Source organism: Guptibacillus sedimenti, from assembly GCF_028610665.1.
Lineage (GTDB): Bacteria > Bacillota > Bacilli > Bacillales > Guptibacillaceae > Guptibacillus > Guptibacillus sedimenti.
This window is the reverse complement of sequence record NZ_JAQQWV010000002.1, coordinates 147294-166336: the sequence shown is the minus strand read 5'-3', so window position 1 is coordinate 166336 and position 19043 is coordinate 147294. Positions and strand designations below refer to the sequence as shown.

Below are 19043 nucleotides of genomic sequence, written 5' to 3'. Positions count from 1 at the left end.
GAGTTGTATTGAATGACTACATATGTTCATTTACTCTATAAACAACTACACTAGAGTTAAAGCCCTTTGTTTAGCTCGAGGTGAAAACGATGCAAAAGTACCGCTTTAAATTAAGTACCATTATCATTATCTTTGTATGTACGGTAGTCACCATGTCACTCTTGATCACAGATCTTTTGATTACAAATACGACGAGTGAAACGATTGAAAATCAATTAGAGGATAAAGCGATTACCATATCCAGAACGATTGCGGAATCTAAAATTGTGAAAGATGGATTAACCGATGTACCTGAGGAAGAGATAAGCATACAGGAATATACCACTAACATTCAACAAGCTTCTGATGTCCTCTTTGTTGTGGTAATGGATATGGAAGGTATACGTAAATCACATCCTGATGTTCAAAAAATAGGAAAACATTTTGTTGGTGGCGATGAACTCAGGGCACTTAATGGAGAAGAATATATTTCCAGATCAACTGGTACTTTGGGTAAATCATTACGTGCATTCACACCGATTTACGACAATAATCAGAATCAGATTGGCGCTGTGGCAGTTGGTATTTCGTTAGAAGCTGTCACATCATCTATCCAACAGAGTCACAGGAAAATTCTTATTGGTTCAACGGTTGGCGTACTTATAGGAATTATTGGGGCATTTTTATTAGCACGATATATAAAAAACAGCCTTTTTGGGTTAGAACCATATGCGATTGCTCGTATACACGAAGAACGAAATACCATGTTACATTCTGTACATGAAGGGATTATTGCTATTGATCGTACCGGGACGATTATTCTCGTGAATAAGTCAGCACGACGCATTTTCACACAGGCTAGTTTGAAGAAACCTGATCCTCTAGGGATGAAAATCAGCGATTTCCTGCCAGGTACAAGGCTCGAAGAAGTTCTTATGTCACGAGAAGCAGAATTAGATCAAGAACAGTTGATTAATGGCGTCTCAATTATTACAAATCGTGTTCCTCTAATTGTAAATGGTCATGTGGTTGGGGCCATCGCCACTTTTAGAGATAAAACAGAAGTAAATCAATTAGCAGAGCAACTAACTGGTGTACAGATGTACGCAGATACATTACGAGCGCAATCTCATGAATTTAAGAATCAATTGCAAGTTCTACTCGGTTTAATCAAAATGGAAGATTATGAAGAGGTTACTCAATTTATTAGCAAATTGGTTGATCATCAAGCAGACGAAATTGGTAGTGTGACAAAGTACATTAAAGATCCAATATTCGCAGGTTTTATCATAGGGAAAATGAGCTACGCTCGAGAATCACACGTTACCATGACAATTGACTTTGAAACAGAGATTCCACAGGCTGGTCAGCCTAAAATCACGCATGAACTGATTACCATTCTGGGTAACATTATCGATAATGCAATCGATAGTGTTTCTACAAGTGAAAAGCAAGAAATCCGCATGATTTTCTCTTATATTGATGATTTATTAAGTATGACGATCATTGATACTGGAGAAGGGATTTCTGAAGACAAACTTGAAGACATATTTTTGAAAGGACATACTTCGAAAGACGGCAAACATAGGGGATTTGGCTTATTCCTTACTAGACAAAGCATTGATAAATTAGATGGTTCAATTGACGTAGATTCTATTTTAGGTGAAGGAACGACATTTACGATCATTGTTCCTTATGATCAGGGAGATGGTTCATTATGATTCAGGTTTTGATAGTAGAAGATGATCCAATGGTTGCACAATTGAACAAGCGATACGTTGAGGAACTGAAGGGTTTTACGCCAAGCCACCTTTCAAAAACAGCTAACGAAGCGTTATCGACATTAGCTTCCACAAAAATTGACCTCGTTCTTCTAGATGTCTATATGCCAGGAGTTAACGGTATCGAATTTCTGAAGTTAGTACGACAACAAAATCGGGATGTAGATGTTATTTTAATAACAGCCTCTTCCGAAATTAATCAAATTCAGCAAGCATTAAGGCTTGGTGCCATTGATTATCTCATTAAGCCTTTTGAATTCGATCGGTTTCAAGAAGCACTTCTGAACTATAAACAGAATTACTACAAGCTTAACGATAAAGAGCAGATGAATCAAAAAGAACTCGATCATATGCTCCGGGCCACACTTCCAGTTTCCGAAGAAGTTCATGTACCTTCAGATAATCGTCATTTACCTAAAGGTTTAACAAAAAACACACTTGAAACGATTAATACGACCATTCTATCACTTAAAGCTACTCAGTTTTCTACAGATGAAATTGCAACAACTACGAACATCTCAAGAGTATCTGTAAGAAAATATTTAAAGTTTCTAAGTAGTATTGGCTATTTGGAAGAGACGTTAACTTATGGGGTAGGCCGACCTATTTACCAATATGCGATTAATCCTGAAAAACAATCTACCATTCGCCATTACCTTTAAAAAGCAACCTTACCGGTTGCTTTTTTTAATTACATTACTATCAATAGTTACATAACGTGTGAATTTTCTGTCAATTATCTTATGATAAAAACAATAAATGAAAGCGTTTACGATACTGCTATTTTTATGATAACGCAAAAAAAGGAGTGAACAAATTGGTGCAAGCTGCTAAAGAGTTAAATTATGAGAATCAACCTGACCCCTCGTCCGAAAAGATAAGTCAAGAAAAGAAATCCATTAAAATTTTTGGTCTCCCAGTGCTATGGTTTGTGATATTTGCGGCCATTACACTCACAAGTCTCTATACTGGAAATCTTCCAGGCGGTATGATTGGTAGTTTACTTATTATGATTATACTTGGAGAATTACTAGGTTGGATTGGTGATCATACACCAATCGTCAAAACATACCTTGGGGGTGGCGCCATTATCGCCATCTTTGGTGCCGCATTCCTTGTTTACGAAGGTTGGTTACCTGAATCTTCGATCGCGACAATGACAACTTTCATGAAAGATGGGGCATTCTTGAACTTCTATATTGCTGCACTCATTACGGGAAGTATCCTTGGAATGAACAAGAAAATCCTCGTAAAGGTTGGTCTGCGCTACTTCTTACCTATTATGGGGGCCGTTGTCGGTGCAATTGTTGTCGCTGGTTTATTAGGTTCTCTTGTAGGCTTTTCTTTAAGAGACGCGATCCTCGTTATCACAATGCCAATTATGGGTGGTGGTATGGGTGCTGGTGCTGTTCCGATGAGTCAGGTTTATTCCGAGTTAATGGGTAATGATCCGGCATATTATATTTCCATGCTCGTCCCTGCACTTGCTCTTGGAAACGTATTTGCCATCGTACTCGCTAGCATGCTTAACTTACTCGGTAACAAATTCCCTTCCCTTACAGGTAACGGGCAATTAATAAAAGGGTTTCAATACAAAGAGGAGAAACAAACTTATGATATTCAAAAGATGGGAATTGGATTACTAGCCGCCATTACCTTCTTTGCGATTGGTGGATTACTTGGAGACTTCATTCCTCTACACCCGTATGCTTTAATGATTATTATCGTTGCTATTGCAAAAATAGCAGACATTATTCCAAAGAACGTCATTGATGGAGCAAGTCAGTGGTACAAATTCGTCGCAAGTAACTGGACACTTGCTCTACTGTTTGGCATCGGGATTGCTTATACTGATTTAAACACGGTACTCGAAGCCCTTACTCTACAATATATTTTAACCGTATTCGGTGTCGTTTTGGGTGCAATTATCGGTTCCGGATTAATTGGTAAATTGGTTGGGTTCTATCCGATTGAGGCTGCTATAACAGCTGGGTTATGTATGGCGAATATGGGTGGAACTGGTGATGTAGCCGTTCTATCCGCTTCAAGAAGAATGGAACTCATGCCATTTGCTCAGATATCATCCCGACTCGGCGGGGCATTAATTCTCTTGTTAGCAGGTTTAGTCATACCCTTTCTCGCTTGACCAAGGTATACTGTAAAGAACTCCCACTATCCGCATAGATAGTGGGAGTTCACGTCGTTCATTTATCAATAAACTAAAAAGCAAATGTGGTGAAGATCATCGATGTTATTCTAATTGTTTTACCGGCTTTTATTATCTTTGCGATTGGCTACATTGGCCAGAAGAAAATCGGATTTGATCGTAAATCCATTTCGACTTCTGCGCTGTATTTAATGTATCCGTTTCTCGCTTTTCAAACCTTTTATACAAACGAGATCACGATGGATTATGCTTATATCCTTATATTCTGCTTTCTCTTAATGATCATTCTAATTATTATCGTTACGATTATCTCGAGAATCAAAGCATTGAAACGTTCTAAATCCGCTGCTATGATCCTTTCTTCCGTATTTATGAATAGCGGCAACTATGGTGTGCCCATTATTCTATTTGCATACGGGGAAGAAGGAGTTCACTATGCGATTATCATGATGGTCATACAGTCATTGCTCATGAATACGGTCGGACTTTATTATGCATCGAAAGGGAGTAGCACATCAACGCATAGCCTGAAAGATTCTCTTCTAAAAATCTCTCGTATGCCAATTAATCATGCTGTTCTTCTCGGCATCATTGTGCAAATAACTGACTTCAAGGTTCCAGAGTTCGTCATGCAAGCAGTCAATCTAGTTGCAGATGCTACGATTCCAACGATTATGATTGTCCTCGGGATGCAGCTCGCTTCACTAACGAGAGGAAGTGTCAAATGGAGTGATTTATCTACGGTTTTTTCCATTAGAATGATTGTTTCTCCTGTACTCGCACTTCTTCTCACTATATTACTTGGCTTAAATCCTTTGCTTAGCAGTATTTTAGTTGTACTTGCATCCATGCCAACCGCTGCTAACACCACGATGTATTCCCTTGAGTTTAATACAGAACCACAACTTGTTTCTTATAGTACACTCTTAACAACAGTGGCAAGTATTATTACCGTCCCTCTAGTATTATGGCTAGTTGGAGCCGTATAGGAAAAGCTACTAACAATCTTAACCTTTTTCACAGGATTGTTTTCCCCTAATCAGGCAATACTTGTTAGTAAATTCAATTACAGGGATGAGCATATGATTTACATTTACCATGACTACGGTGGCACACACACCACCTCCATTGCAGCCGCTTTTCATTTACACCTCTTGAAGCCCTCTTCTCTTCCATTAACGAGTGAAGAGGTCCTTAACGTGCCCTTTTTTAACAAACTAACGAAAAAGGATGCGGGCCGTCTCCTTTTCCACGGCCGTGATTCAGATGGTCATAAAGTCTACACAATCGGAAAAAAATCGTCAAAACTCATTGTGCCTGCCCTATATGACATGACAATGATGCTTTTTGAACATTTTCAAGTAGAGGACCAGATTATCCTCTCAAACACATCACCGACCGTACCGTTCGTTATGTCAATAGGAGGAGGTCTTTCTCGAGGCCTTGGCATCGATGCTCTCGGAGTACCACTTCTCATCAAAGGGGCTAAAAAGTGCAGTCCACTGATTTATGATCTCGTTGAGCATACGAAAAAACAAGCCCACCAAACGACTGAAAAAGTACTTCTACTCGATAATGAGCAATTTAAAATTTAGTTTTTCTTCCTTAATAGCGCGTTGAATCATTGTTTGGTTCAACGTGCACTTTTCATTCAACCTGATTTCTAGGTTTTTGTTTAAAAAAGTAAATGCAACAAAATAATGCAATTATATCGATAGATAGATTGAATACAAAACCCTCGAGAGCAGTGCTCTCGAGGGTTTCATAATTACATAATTTTAACGCTTTGTAACAACGCTAAATAGCCTGATATGATAAACAATACGCTCATTAGAAACGAAAAGAGTGGTGCCATCTTTTTCATAAATCCAGCAATCATCACCACCATAAACACGACTGCTAAAGTGCCAAACAACAGCGCATTCACGTTAACGACTAATTCAACAGAGGCACCAGGTGGAACTAAGCCGTTTGTAAAAAGCGTAAACAGCGGAGATACGCCTTCAAGACTAATGAGAGAAGCCAGATTGTTTGGTGGTGAAGAGTGACTCATCGCACCCGTAGCGGCAAAAATCAGTAACACCATCACGGATTCTACTTTTGTCCACGGTCTAGGATCAAATGCATTGCTCTCTTTAAGCTTTTTCTTCATGATGACGCCATTCAGGAAGGCGTATCCAAGTAGTGGAACAATGAGCAAGTGTTTGATTAATAAGCTTTGTCCGTAAGAAACCATCCATGTATCAGGATAATCTTGTAATGGAATAACAAACTGCATTAACAATAACCCTGTGATCCCTACTACTGTGAAACAGATGACAGCGGTTGGATGAAACCATTTCAAAAATTGCGTCCAGTTTGCCGCGTTTTTTGAAAACCAGCTTATAACGAGTAGCAATCCTACCCAAGTAACGACAGCCGTAAAGTGTATTGTGTGAATGATGAATCCTTTAACTGGATGAATAGAGCTTGTGTGGCTCGCCCATCCTAGTCCTAGAATGAGAAACAGAAGAAGAACCACACCGATGAGTGGGTATCTCTTCTCCAGTCCATCATCAACAAAAAGAATATATAGGCTTAAAATAATGGATAGAAGAACCGTAAAAGTCCAAGCCTGACCTATTTTAAATGTAACTAATACCGACGACAGTGCTTGTCCTATTCCATAGTCCTCATATAAATAAAGAAGTAAATCCAAAATCGGCATGAAGGAAAAAAGCGCAATCCCTACGGCAGCCAAAAGCCGAACTTTTTTAGGAACATGAATAACCGGCTTTTTATCATTTGAAATAAATGAGAAAAGATAATCCGCAATCAGTAGCGCAAAGCTAATATAAAGCAGCGCTTCACTGATTACTGTTAGAATCAACATGGATTATTTTTTCCTCCTCATCAACAAAACACTTCCAATGAGTACGATAACCAGGACAGCAATAACGATGCCCATTACCGTACCGTTAGTACTTTCATCTTCAGCCGTATCTGCCTTTGTCTCTTCTTCTTTATCCACTAGTTCTTCTATATCTTCTGCTTCTGAATCATTCGTTGCTTCTTCAGAAGTTGACTCTTCTTCGGCCACTTCTGATTCAGGTGCGTCTACTGAAAAAGAAAACGTTCCTTCAATCGGATGACCATCAACTCCAATGATTTTCCACGGCACTTCATAATCTCCGTTTGCAATTGGCTGATCAAACGTTCCAGTCATCGTATTGTTTTCAACAGTGATGTTATCAACAGCTACAGTTTCACCATTCGCATTTTGTAATTCAAATGAGCTTGTTTCTTCTATTTCTGTTTCGAAAGTGAGCGTTACTGTGGTTAACTCCTCTGTGATCGTACTTCCATCCTCAGGGTTAGAACTTTCTATTCCAGTGTGGGCGTAAGTTAAATTCCCAAACGTGAGTAGACATGCTATCGTTAATACTACTATTTTCTTCATGATCGATCCTCCATTGTTTAATTCTGTTAGCAGCAAAGTTCACCCGTTTCATGTAACAGAATGAATCGGATAAACAACACATGATTAAATGTGTGAATAATTAACTAATCATCACATTCCTCAACAGCATACTTCCATTATGAAAAACGCTTAAAGTGAATTCAATGCCAACTTAGAAACAGTTTTGGATATTCCATGAACTTTCTCAGTAAGAATAGAAACAATATTCCCATTAAAGTCAAGACAGGGGTTCTGCCTTGACTTTTGTCCTTCGATCATTTTTTTATTGCGGTTTTGATTAAAAAACATTTGGGTGATGGCTACTATTTAGCCAGTTCTGCCTCGGACCTCATACTCGTTCGTTTGACCAAAACAACTCCTAGAAGTAGGAAAGCAAAGCTTAGCATCACACTTGAGCCTACGATCACACTAAATCGTATCGATATGATTTCTGCAGCTATTCCGCAGCCGACCATCACAGCGATAACAAAAATCGCCTCAATCCATTCGAATACACTGCCAATCCTTCCCATGACGTCAACAGGAATATTGTTTTGATAAAAAGTGTAGAAACCCGTATTCATGAATGAAAGGGAAAAGGAGAGGACAAAGCAGCCGATCGCGGCTAACTGAAATGATGACGATGTAGCAAATATCAGATACCCAATGGAAAGCACCATAGCTCCACCTCCTATTAACGAAAGCGGTTCTCCTTTTTCTGCAATAACGGTATTGATAATAGCTCCTAGAAGAACTCCGATTCCAGCAATACTTACGAGAAATCCATATTCGGTGTTTGCCAGATGAAGGACATCTGTTGCGAAGCTAGCTTCAAGTGAATCTACTCCCCAGCTCAATATGCCAACTGCACTCACTAGAAAGTAAATCAAAATAACAAAAATGGCGCTTCGGCTAAACGTGTATACAATGCGCCAATCTTCTCTCATCATTTGAAATGAAATCGTACCTGATCGATTCATGAGACTTCCTGTTTCTACATCAGGTAGCAATAAAAACAGCAGTCCAGCAAGAAATAATGCTCCTGCATTAAGGTAAATGGCATTGGTTGGCGTTCCTATGATAAATAACAGACCAGCAATCGCTGGTCCGATCACAAATGCACCTGAATCGACCAAGCTGCGAAGGGAATTGAAACGGATTCGCCTTTCTATAGGAACAAGCTTCGTCATGTAGGTCATTGATGTTGGATGAAAAATCGAGCTACCCATGTTAATCAGAAAAACAAGAGCATAAATCATCCATAGACTGGATAGTAGTGGGAGAATAAACATCACCAATGCCTGAGCGACATTCACTAAAATCATTAGCCTTCGTTGGTTCACGCGATCAATCAAGCTGCCCGCCCAGGGATTTGTGAACAGAGTGGCGAACGGCTTGAGTAAATACAGTCCTGTTACAGCGAGTACTGAGCCCGTTTGATCTAATAAGATGAGATTAAGGGCAATATGATAAACCCATCCACCGATATTTGTAATTCCCATTGATGTAAGCAACAGCAGGTCGTTCTTCCGAATAGCACTAAGACGTTTCATGACAAGTCAGCTCCGTTCGCGATAAGTATTTGAACCAATAAAAAAATCTCACCCCCAGGACATATAGTCCCGGGGGCGAGATTGCTTATCGCGGTGCCACCCCGGTTCAGTCATGTGTCGCCACATGACTCTTATTAGGTACGGCAGAAGCTGCTTATACCCTAGCTCTATAACGGGAGCTCCCGTTACACCATCCCCACGTTCGGTTCCGATGTACAGCTCAGAGGTTTGGTTCAATCGTGTGACCTTTACTCCTTTTCAGCTACCGGAGCTCTCTGTATAAGGTCGCATGATCTACTCTTCTCATCATAGCACTTGATTTTGTTATATAATACCAGTACAGTTACACCTTGTAAATGCTTATTTACAAGCCTCTTATTTTATTTAAAATCATGCGCTGTTCAACAGACGCAACCGACCTTCTTGTAGCAGCCACCGTGTCCGGATTTATGCTCACGCTATCGATTCCCTCTTTAATGAGGAACTCTGTAAATTCTGGGTAAGTCGATGGACCTTGCCCACAAATCGAGACGGTTTTGCCATATTTATGCGCTCCATGAATCAGCTGTTTAATCGCTCGTTTTACAGAAGGGTTACGCTCATCAAAGTAGCCCATGCTGTTTAGAATGCCAGAATCACGGTCAGATCCTAAAATAAGCTGTGTTAAATCATTGCTTCCGATGCTGAAGCCATCCACAAGCTGCGCGAATTCCTCTGCTTCAAAAATCACAGACGGCACTTCCGCCATAATCCAGATCTTGAATTCTTGATTTTGAATCAAGCCTTCTTCTGCCATAATTTTCTTTACTTTCTCCACTTCCCACGTTGTCCGTACGAATGGAAGCATTGTCCAAACGTTAATTAAGCCGTACTCATCGCGAACCTTTTTAATCGCTCGACACTCCAACCGAAATCCTTCTTCGTACTGAGGAGAAATATAGCGTGAGACGCCGCGCCAGCCGATCATTGGATTCGCTTCAACTGGCTCTACTTCATCTCCACCAATGAGTCCACGAAATTCATTTGAGCGGAAGTCACTCAAGCGAACAACCATTGGCTTTGGATAGATATCCTGGGCCACCTTCGTGATTCCTTCGGACATTTTTTCAATAAACATCTCTTCCTGTCCGGTTTTTAACAAATGCATCGGGTGAATACCGATATTTGAAAAGATAAATTCCGTTCGCATTAAGCCAATGCCGTCAAACGGCAGGTGTTTGTATTTATTGATTAGATCAGGCTCGCCGAGATTCATATAAATTTTTGTCCCTGTGATCGGAGCCAGCTGATGAAGAAGCGCTTCATTGAATCCTTCAGTACTGTTCATCACTTCGTTAGCCGCTTCTTTCATTTTCTTGACTGGTTGAGCTTCTTTTAGAATTCCTTCATAAACCACTCCACGCGTCGCATCAACCGTCACTTCCATTCCATCCATTAACACATCTGTCGCAATCGAAGATCCAACAATACATGGAATGCCAAACTCACGTGAAACAATGGCGGCGTGGCACGTACGGCCACCTTCATCTGTAACGAGTGCTGCCGCTTTTTTCATAGCAGGAATCATATCCGGATTCGTCATGATGGTCACTAGAATGTCGCCTTCTTCTACAAGAGAAACTTCACTAATATCTTTGATCTTGCGGACTTTTCCGCTAGCAGACCCAGGAGAGGCAGCTAATCCTCGAACAAGCATCTTCTTTGGCGTTTCTACCTTTTCAACCACTTTTGTTTCCTCCTCTTTAAGCGTTGTTATTGGACGAGCTTGTAGAATGTAAAGTTCGTTCGTTTGGCAATCAAGTCCCCACTCAATATCCTGCGGCGTTTGATAAAGTTCTTCAATCCGAACAGCGTCACGTGAAAGCTGAGCGATTTCAGCTTGTGATAAGCACTGTTGGTTCACATGTTTCTCACTTAAATATTCTTTCACCGCAACCGTATCCGTTCCGATTGCATTAGCTTTCTTTACGACAAGCACTTTCTTTTCGGCTACGTGCTTTTCGATTAATTTAAACGATCTCTTATCGACGATGTACTCATCTGGTGAAACCATCCCAGAAACAACCGCTTCCCCAAGTCCCCAGCTCGCATTAATCATCATCTGCTCGCGTTCACCTGTAATCGGATTCGCTGTAAAAATCACACCTGACTTTTCACTATTCACCATCAATTGAACGACCGCACAAAGAGAGACATCAAAATGGTTGAACTGCTGTTTTTCGCGATAGTAAATGGCTCGTGCTGTCCATAAGGATGCCCAGCATTTCTTGATGTGATAAAGAAGCGCTGTGATTCCAGAAATCTCAAGATATGTATCTTGCTGTCCTGCAAAAGAAGCTTCTGGAAGATCTTCAGCTGTCGCCGAGCTTCGAACGGCTACGAACGGATCGGTTACATTAAGATCCTGGCTAAAGGCTTCATAGGCATTGCGAATCTCGACTTCAAGCGATTCAAGCATATCTGTCTGCAGAATCCATTCTCTAATTTCTGCACTCACTTCATTAAGCTGATTGTTATTTTCATAATCAAGCGTTTTCATTTTTTGTGTAATCGACTGATCAAGTTCCCGTTCCGAGATAAACGTTGCGTACGCTTCAGCTGTTACACAAAAACCAGGCGGTACGTGTACACCGCTCTGCGTAAGCTCTCCAAGATTTGCTCCCTTACCACCAACAAGAGCAATATCCTCTTTCCTTATTTCATGAAACCATCGAATCGCACTTTGCTCCACCATTAATCCAACGCCTCCCTACTAGATTCGATTATTAGAATAACACATTAATTTAATTATGTCATACTATTTATTTTAAATAGTTTAATTATGATCCTTTTGTTCTTAAGTCTGTCACTTTTTCCATTTTGTTGCCACGCCTTCTTTCAATTGTGAAACCTAACAATTTCTTAACTTCTCTTTGTGAAATCCCACAAAGGGGGTAATTTTCTTGTATACTTTTAATTAGACGCCAAAGTACGAGTATTGAGATTAAGAAAGAAGTGGTTGTAAATGCATAACGATCAAGAAAGTCATAACCCTTTTCAGGGACCATTCCGTACATTAGAAGATTTAGCTGACTGTATCCGAGAGAACCTCGGTTGCCCAGTTACCATAGAAGATTCAGATCATCGCATTCTCGCGTATAGTTCGCATGATGAAAATGTGGACCCGGCGCGTATTGCCACCATTATGAAACGAAAAGTACCAGAAGAGGTAATCAAAAGCCTCTGGAAAAAAGGCATCATTCCACAGCTTTTTGAAAGTGATGACCCCGTGATAATCCCTGCTATTCCAGAGGTAGGACTTGGCCAAAGAGTCGCTATATCCGTTAGGAAAAATGAAGAGCTACTCGGTTTTATTTGGGCTCAATTAAATTGGGAAGTGACTCAAGAGGAGCTCGCGCTTCTAAAAAAAGCCGCGAAAGTGGTTAAAAACCAAATTCTGAAATTGGACATTAAGAAACGTCATTCAGAAGAAGGGCATCGCGAGTTTTTCTGGAAATTATTAACGGGTCATTACACAAAAGAAGAGCACATCCAACAGCAAGCTTCCATGTATCAGCTAAAAGTAAAGGGCGAGATGGCGATCGTCATCTTTGAATTTAGTGAAGAAATACAGCAGTCTCTTGAACGTCATATGAACTATTACATTCAGGCTTCACACCAAATCGAATTGATCTACAGTACGTTAGATCAAAACCAGCTCATTTTACTCGTTCGTCCTTCAAACCAATTCAACACAGCTGAACAGCTCACGAGTTTTGTCCAAGTTTTTGTTGAGAAAATTAGTAATCGTCTTGGTGTTGATACGTTAAAAGGCGGGGCAGGCGCCCTCTATCAAACCCCACTTTCGATAAAAGACAGCTACCGCGAAGCGCTTCATGTGCTGTCAATTAAAGAACGATTTAAAGGGGAAGTTACGGGGATCTATAGCTATCAGGATCTTGGGATTTATCAATTCATTGACCTCCTCTATCAAGAGCGTCAGCATTATCAAAACCCTTATATCGAGAAATTAAAGCAGTATGATGCCATTCATCATACACAACTACTTGAAACGCTCGATACTTATTTACAGCAGGACAGCAATGTGAAAGCAGCAGCTCACGCTCTTCACGTGCATACCAATACGTTGAACTATCGCCTCAAACGCATCGCTGATGTGGCGAACCTTGACTTAAAAAATGCCAATCAAAAAGTAACGCTTTTTCTTGATTTAAAAATCGAACAAATGAAATCATAGGGTGTTTGTGTAATTACACAAACACCCTATGACCTTTTCTCTTATTTACACAATGTGAAATGAAAAAAGGACGTCTATAATCGGAGGTACTTGTTCATTAAATACTGTCTAAGGGGATGAAATCATGTATATTGGAATTCCAAAGGAAATTAAAAATAATGAAAATCGCGTAGCGATTACACCAGCAGGTGTTATCGCCCTAACAAAGGCTGGACATCATGTAACAGTTGAGACCGAAGCAGGAATTGGAAGCGGTTTCGAGGATATTGACTATCGCGAAGCGGGCGCAACGATTGCAGCAGATGCTGCATCCGTTTGGAACCAAGAAATGGTGATGAAAGTAAAAGAACCACTTTCATCTGAATATGCTTATTTCCGTGATGGACTCATTCTCTTCACTTACCTTCACTTAGCAGCAGAGCCTGAATTAACAAAAGCGCTTAAAGATAGTGGCGTAACGGCAATCGCTTATGAAACAGTTGTGGATCGTGGAACACTCCCACTTCTTACACCAATGAGTGAAGTAGCTGGACGGATGGCTTCACAAATTGGCGCACAAATCCTTGAAAAACCTAAAGGTGGAAAAGGAATTCTTCTTGGCGGCGTTCCTGGAGTGAAACGCGGCAAAGTAACGATTATCGGCGGTGGCGTTGTTGGAACAAACGCAGCGAAGATCGCAATGGGCCTTGGAGCAGACGTAACAATTCTCGACTTAAGCGCTGAGCGCCTACGTCAGCTTGATGACATTTTCGGAAATGCGATTAACACGCTAATGTCAAACCCACTTAATATCGCTCAAGCTGTTAAAGAAGCGGACCTTGTGGTGGGCGCGGTGTTAATTCCAGGAGCAAAAGCACCGAAGCTTGTGACAGAAGAAATGGTGAAAAGCATGACACCAGGATCTGTTCTTGTTGATGTTGCCATTGACCAGGGTGGTATCATCGAAACAGTTGATCACATCACGACGCACGATAACCCAACATACGAAAAACATGGGGTTGTTCATTACGCAGTAGCGAATATGCCAGGGGCTGTTCCTAGAACATCAACAATCGCACTTACAAACGTAACAATTCCTTATGCGCTTCAAATTGCTAATAAAGGTGTAACGACTGCGATTCAAACCAACCCGGCACTCGAAAAAGGATTGAACGTAGCAAACGGCGCAATCACGTACGAAGCTGTCGCAAGAGACCTTGGCTATGACTATGTTTCAGCAAACGATGCATTGCTTGGAGCTCACGCTTAAAAATAGACGTTTATACTTCAAAGAGCCAGGAGGCATCATCTGCTTCCTGGCTCTTTCTTATTGCAAATAAAATGAAATAATAGCAATTAAGCTAGATACCTCGATTGACTTCCTTCATATTGTCCAAATTGATAGCGATTAAGAAGCTTATCAAGCTCTTGACTGGCCATGACAGTTTGTTTATGTGTAAATCCATGAGCTAACACTTTTGATGTTAAAACTACTTTTTTCTGATCAATGAGAGCTAGAAGATTTGATCTCGTGTAACATTGTATAGGCAATTTCAACGCTTCCCTTCCTTAATGATTGTAGTAGAAACAGAAGTAGATTTAAACAGCGTTCTATAAGTGGATATTAAGGAGTGAGTGAACGTAAAGGTCTTCCTTCACCCGAACAAAATAACGATCAACTTTCTTATCCAACGCTATCGAAGTCGTTCATTTAAAACAGTCCATGTTATAGTTTACTATATTTTGTAAAAAAAGGGTAGTGAAAATATTTTCATTTTTTTCTTACGACTACTCCTTAAATGAAGAATCCATATCTTCTGAATTCCTTTTCCTTGCCAATGGCTCCCCTGTTTTGATCGACGCTTGCCGCTCTAATCTTGGAGAAAGAGAGACCTTATCCTTTTCAAACAGAAGCACCACGGTGGAACCAAAACTAAAAAAGCCGACTTCCTCTCCTTTTTCTAGGTTTAAGGTTGGGTGTGTTAATTCAATCGTATTTACCCACATCGCTCCCACTTTTACGAGAGCCATAAACATCCCATCATCTTGTCTTAATTCAGACACAATTCTGTAGTTTGTCGAGAGGGGCGACTTTCCTAAAGTCATACCTAACTTATTGACCGGAGTAGATTTTCCACCAAGTTCATACTGTTTTCCTATAACAGCATTAGCAGGAGCGTGAATCCGATGATAATCTCTGGGACTAAGATATAACACAAGGAATACACCATGCCGATATCGAGCAATCATTTCCTTATCCTGCAATAAGTCCTCAATTGAATACCTAATTCCTTTCACTTTAATTAACGTGTCATCGATCTCACCAAACTGCTCCAACTTAGCATCAACAGGACTGACAATATCGCTATCTCTTCCTTTAACAGAACGTGAACCAGATTTAAGTTTTCTTACAAAAAATGCTTCTAATGACGTAAACTCCTTCAGCTTTAAATCCAGCTCGTTCGTTTGGATGTTAAACAGCTTCACGTATAAAGGAATCAGCCACCTGCTGAATCGAGTTCGGCTCATCTTATTAATGAAATAGCCTAACCTCCTAGAATTGAGCAAACCGATCATGCCTCGATACACTATCTTTTTCAATTGGACCCCTCCGCATATTCGATTCTATTGTTATAAACTACCCTATTTCCATCGATCTAATAGGGTGTAAGACAAGCACGATGATGTTAAGGATCGTCTTTCAACGTCGAATTTAAAATTTATCCACAAAAAGGTCGCCATCATCTTTTGATAGGCGACCTCTCTTTTTGTATGTGCGTGATTTTTGTAGCTCCTTCACCAAAGCGGTTCTTCTTCATTACTTAACGTATAATAAAACGGAGATAGAAGAAGAATCAGGACGAGAATGGCAAATGAAAAACCTAAATACAACCATAATGATAAATTGTATATCGTAGTAATGGCAAGTGGAATTACGACGAGCATTGATGTATAGCTTGATCGCTTTCTCGCTTTCGCAGAAAGAAATTGCTTTGTGTTACAGTTTGGACAGGCGGCTTTTGAACGATAGATTAGTCTCATCGCTTCCTTCCACCGCCAGATGTATCCACAGTTCTGGCAAGTTGGCATAACCAAACCTCCTTGATCTATTATCTTTCACAAGAAAAACTCCAGTTTATCGCAAGGATATCTTTTTCCAAGTTGACTTCTCCTCCTTTTTTTTCACATCCTTCAACGGCTGAGTCTATAACTTGATGATTAAAATACCATCCCACTCCTATGATAAAAAAGAAGCCGAGGGGGAGAAGCCATAATAAAGTAATTTTTTTTATACGCCTAGGCTCCTTTTTATTTTTCATTAAAATAGTCCTCAAAGTTGTTTGCGATCATTTCTAACTCTTCCTTATGTTTTGTCACAAATACCTCAACAGTCTCATCGTCCATAAGTTCATCTTCATTCGGAAGATCAGGAAATTCTTCTCCAAGAATCGTCGTGATTTCATCTCTCGTAAAGCTCCTATTTTTTTCTTGAACATGAAACTCATATCCTTTTGCATTTGGAACGAGAACGCTTAAATAAATCGCGTTGTAATGCATTGTTTTTAGGGCATTCTTGTTGTCAGAGGACCAGTAATCATGAAAGGTTTCTTCTGAACGATCACCTTTTACTTCATATGTAACGTTTATCTTTTCATTCGTTAGATCTAATTTCCCGACTGTTTCTCCACCTGGCAAGTGACTGAGTAGAGCGAGTACGTCAGAATTGTTGCCTACGTACGTGCCGCTGTAAGGAAGTATCGATTCATACTGAACGTCTTCCATCGTTTTAATGGCAGTTTGATCGCTCGCTACGCCACTTGAACAGCCAGCCGCTAGAAGAAGAACCAACGCTAACGTTAGCCGTATATTTCTCATCCTATCCCTCATTTCTTGGTTTTTATCTCTACTAATAAGTACGATAAACAATGCTAGAAAGTTTCAAACTACAAAAAGGGTAACTCCTTGTGAGTTACCCTAACTGCTTATGGCATTTTTTCCATTTCCATATAAAGAGCGTTCCAACGATGACCATCTAAATCAATAAATCCCATCCCATAGAGCCAGCCGTCCGTTAACCCTAGTTTTGCGAAAATAACTCCTCCAGCTTTTTCAACTTTTTTAACCAAATCATCCACTTCTTCACGGGTATCAACCCCTATCGAAAAAAGAACTTCGGTGGCCTTCCTAGCATCAGCTACTTTGCGCGAACGTTTCAAATCTTGCCTCAGGAAACAGCATCACGTTTGATCCCTGGATACCAACCTGCACACCATCTCCAATGGACTGTACCGAAAAGCCAATGTCGTGAAAAAACGCTTTCGACTTATCCAGATCCTTTACAGGCAAGTTCATCCATAGCTCCGTTGCCATTAACGTGTCTCCGTCTGAAGTTTCTTAATTTGATCTGAATGAAACGGGGAATCTTTCACCTCATTGACGACACTAAATGGATTTCCATCAGGATCATAAAAGTCGAAACAGGTCATGCCTCCAAACTTTTCAATCTCAGAGGTTCTAACTCCCTCACTTTTTAGCTCTTGATAAAAGGCATAAATATCATCTACAAGAAAATTAAAGTAACTATTTTTCTGTTCGTTCTGAACTCGAAACTCCGCCGATTGGCTCGTTTCAACCTGTTCAAGACCAAGCTGAGTAGAACCTTTTGGAAAGTAAAAACCTGCTCCCTTCCCAACGCCTTCTCCCCACTCCTCAATCTTCTTTACGCTAAGATTTTCTTCATACCATGCTGTTGCCTTTTCAAGATTTGTTACTGGAATAAATACACTACCAATTCGAATCATTACATCATCTCCTTTTTTCATCATGAATGGTGTCCATCAGATCAACCTCAATCTGTTCTGTATCCTTAAAATGATAAAAACGTTCAAGGTGCCAGGCACCTAACCTTCTCTTCAAACCGCTTTTGGTGATCCAAGTATGCAGTTCCTCATATGTATTTAAAATCCCCATGTTCGATCCCTTATGCTTTAGAACCGCATAGGTTTGAGAAGGAATTCTTAACGACACCATTCCCTCCGGCACAGCCTCTATCTTCTTTACTTGGTGGCATACCCAATACCCATCCTTCTCTTCAGATGAAGCGTCTACGACAAAAGCACCTAATTGCTGATGAAAATTCAACACATTAGCAATCTCTTTTTTACGGGCATCTAATTGTTTTGCCGCTAACGGAATTTGCCATGCGTACTCCTCTGCCGGGCAGCGAACTCTTATGCCGACAAGATAAAGCTTATCCAGCATTTCAACGTGAACCTTACGCTTTCCCATCAATTTGTCGGCTCCTCACTAATCGGATCTGGAACGAGATAACGTTCTTTGAATTCTGAACTGATTTCACTCCATACATCAAACATATTTCCATCTAGATCATAGAAGACAAAGTTTCTACCAGTATGTCCCCTGTTTTCCAGTTCACCGACCTTCATATTTTTCGACAAAAATTCCTCTCGAAGCATTTCAAGCTCTCGAATTCCATCCACTTCAAACGTTAAAGAAAAGTGCTCTTTTCCTTCACGATCATAGAAATTGGCACATTCCTTTTCTTGGGCTTTGACTAAAAAAATGCTTTGATGAGCCATATTCAAAATCGCTTTATGCTGATCTAGATAGCTCAGCTCGGCATTTAAATTCGATACATACCACTCTGTCGCTCGTTTAACATCCATAACAGGTAGATAAGTAGAACCAATGCGAAGCAAGGACTGCTTCATCACATCATCTCCTTTAGTACATTTTCTTAAATGTACTGTTCCATAGACATGTATGAAATCCCTTCCAACTTTAATACTAGTTAAGAAATGGATAAAAAAAAGTCTTTGACAACAATAAGAAATTGCTGTAAATTATCAAATGGACGAACATTTAAATAAAATTAAAACGTATTATT

21 protein-coding genes and 1 other annotated feature are annotated in these 19043 nt (G+C 40.2%); of the genes, 7 read left to right on the top strand and 14 right to left on the bottom strand.

The annotated features are described in order from the left end of the window. Positions 1-89: 89 nt before the first annotated feature. The 5 genes from dcuS to PQ578_RS09050 all read left to right on the top strand — a co-directional run bounded on the left by dcuS (position 90) and on the right by PQ578_RS09050 (position 5522). Complete coding sequence (gene dcuS, locus PQ578_RS09070; RefSeq protein ID WP_273833687.1) at positions 90-1700, top strand: DcuS/MalK family sensor histidine kinase; 1611 nt, start codon at positions 90-92, stop codon at positions 1698-1700. Continuing rightward, positions 1697-2422, top strand: a complete 726-nt coding sequence (locus PQ578_RS09065) for a response regulator (protein WP_273833685.1) — start codon at positions 1697-1699, stop codon at positions 2420-2422. The genes dcuS and PQ578_RS09065 overlap by 4 nt, the downstream gene beginning before the upstream one ends. Positions 2423-2637: 215 nt before the next feature. After that, positions 2638-3906, top strand: a complete 1269-nt coding sequence (locus tag PQ578_RS09060) for a 2-hydroxycarboxylate transporter family protein (RefSeq protein WP_273834956.1) — start codon at positions 2638-2640, stop codon at positions 3904-3906. 89 nt (positions 3907-3995) lie between these two features. Continuing rightward, positions 3996-4916, top strand: coding sequence for an AEC family transporter (locus PQ578_RS09055; RefSeq protein WP_273833684.1), 921 nt, complete (start codon positions 3996-3998; stop codon positions 4914-4916). 93 nt (positions 4917-5009) lie between these two features. After that, positions 5010-5522, top strand: coding sequence for a DUF3189 family protein (locus PQ578_RS09050; protein WP_273833682.1), 513 nt, complete (start codon positions 5010-5012; stop codon positions 5520-5522). A 173-nt stretch (positions 5523-5695) separates the two neighbouring features. Here the strand turns inward: PQ578_RS09050 and PQ578_RS09045 are convergent, their stop codons facing one another. From PQ578_RS09045 to ppsA, 4 genes are all read right to left on the bottom strand, one after another. Continuing rightward, entirely contained in the window at positions 5696-6799 is a 1104-nt protein-coding gene (locus PQ578_RS09045) for a copper resistance D family protein (RefSeq protein WP_273833680.1), read from the bottom strand. 3 nt (positions 6800-6802) lie between these two features. After that, positions 6803-7366, bottom strand: coding sequence for a copper resistance CopC family protein (locus PQ578_RS09040; protein ID WP_273833678.1), 564 nt, complete (start codon positions 7364-7366; stop codon positions 6803-6805). A 323-nt stretch (positions 7367-7689) separates the two neighbouring features. Continuing rightward, positions 7690-8919, bottom strand: coding sequence for an MFS transporter (locus PQ578_RS09035; protein WP_273833675.1), 1230 nt, complete (start codon positions 8917-8919; stop codon positions 7690-7692). A gap of 68 nt (positions 8920-8987) precedes the next feature. Further along, positions 8988-9238, bottom strand: a binding site (T-box leader). Positions 9239-9283: 45 nt separating this feature from the next. Next, positions 9284-11653 (bottom strand): phosphoenolpyruvate synthase, encoded by a 2370-nt coding sequence (gene ppsA, locus PQ578_RS09030; protein ID WP_273833672.1) that lies wholly within the window; start codon positions 11651-11653, stop codon positions 9284-9286. A 270-nt stretch (positions 11654-11923) separates the two neighbouring features. Between ppsA and PQ578_RS09025 the strand changes: the two genes are divergently transcribed. After that, positions 11924-13156, top strand: coding sequence for a PucR family transcriptional regulator (locus tag PQ578_RS09025; RefSeq protein WP_273833670.1), 1233 nt, complete (start codon positions 11924-11926; stop codon positions 13154-13156). A 124-nt stretch (positions 13157-13280) separates the two neighbouring features. Further along, positions 13281-14405: an alanine dehydrogenase gene (ald, locus tag PQ578_RS09020; RefSeq protein WP_273833668.1), complete on the top strand. Its 1125-nt coding sequence runs from the start codon at positions 13281-13283 to the stop codon at positions 14403-14405. Positions 14406-14491: 86 nt separating this feature from the next. Here the strand turns inward: ald and PQ578_RS09015 are convergent, their stop codons facing one another. From PQ578_RS09015 to PQ578_RS08975, 10 genes are all read right to left on the bottom strand, one after another. Then, positions 14492-14686 (bottom strand): aspartyl-phosphate phosphatase Spo0E family protein, encoded by a 195-nt coding sequence (locus tag PQ578_RS09015; RefSeq protein ID WP_224882834.1) that lies wholly within the window; start codon positions 14684-14686, stop codon positions 14492-14494. Between the two features lie 237 nt (positions 14687-14923). Continuing rightward, complete coding sequence (locus PQ578_RS09010; protein WP_273833664.1) at positions 14924-15736, bottom strand: phosphatidylserine decarboxylase; 813 nt, start codon at positions 15734-15736, stop codon at positions 14924-14926. Positions 15737-15931: 195 nt separating this feature from the next. Beyond that, entirely contained in the window at positions 15932-16225 is a 294-nt protein-coding gene (locus PQ578_RS09005; protein ID WP_273833662.1) for a TIGR04104 family putative zinc finger protein, read from the bottom strand. Between the two features lie 20 nt (positions 16226-16245). Next, positions 16246-16455, bottom strand: a complete 210-nt coding sequence (locus PQ578_RS09000; RefSeq protein WP_273833660.1) for a hypothetical protein — start codon at positions 16453-16455, stop codon at positions 16246-16248. Continuing rightward, positions 16445-17011: a DUF4825 domain-containing protein gene (locus tag PQ578_RS08995; protein WP_273833658.1), complete on the bottom strand. Its 567-nt coding sequence runs from the start codon at positions 17009-17011 to the stop codon at positions 16445-16447. Before PQ578_RS08995 ends, PQ578_RS09000 begins: the two co-directional genes overlap by 11 nt. A 107-nt stretch (positions 17012-17118) precedes the next feature. Then, positions 17119-17352, bottom strand: a complete 234-nt coding sequence (locus tag PQ578_RS22410; protein WP_337958011.1) for a VOC family protein — start codon at positions 17350-17352, stop codon at positions 17119-17121. Next, complete coding sequence (locus PQ578_RS22405; RefSeq protein WP_337958010.1) at positions 17327-17506, bottom strand: VOC family protein; 180 nt, start codon at positions 17504-17506, stop codon at positions 17327-17329. Before PQ578_RS22405 ends, PQ578_RS22410 begins: the two co-directional genes overlap by 26 nt. Further along, positions 17506-17937: a VOC family protein gene (locus PQ578_RS08985; protein WP_273833656.1), complete on the bottom strand. Its 432-nt coding sequence runs from the start codon at positions 17935-17937 to the stop codon at positions 17506-17508. Before PQ578_RS08985 ends, PQ578_RS22405 begins: the two co-directional genes overlap by 1 nt. A 4-nt stretch (positions 17938-17941) precedes the next feature. Further along, the gene (locus PQ578_RS08980) at positions 17942-18424 is read right to left on the bottom strand and encodes a GyrI-like domain-containing protein (protein WP_273833655.1); all 483 of its coding nucleotides are present in this window, start codon (positions 18422-18424) and stop codon (positions 17942-17944) included. Continuing rightward, positions 18424-18867: a VOC family protein gene (locus PQ578_RS08975; RefSeq protein ID WP_273833653.1), complete on the bottom strand. Its 444-nt coding sequence runs from the start codon at positions 18865-18867 to the stop codon at positions 18424-18426. Before PQ578_RS08975 ends, PQ578_RS08980 begins: the two co-directional genes overlap by 1 nt. Between the last annotated feature and the right edge of the window lie 176 nt (positions 18868-19043).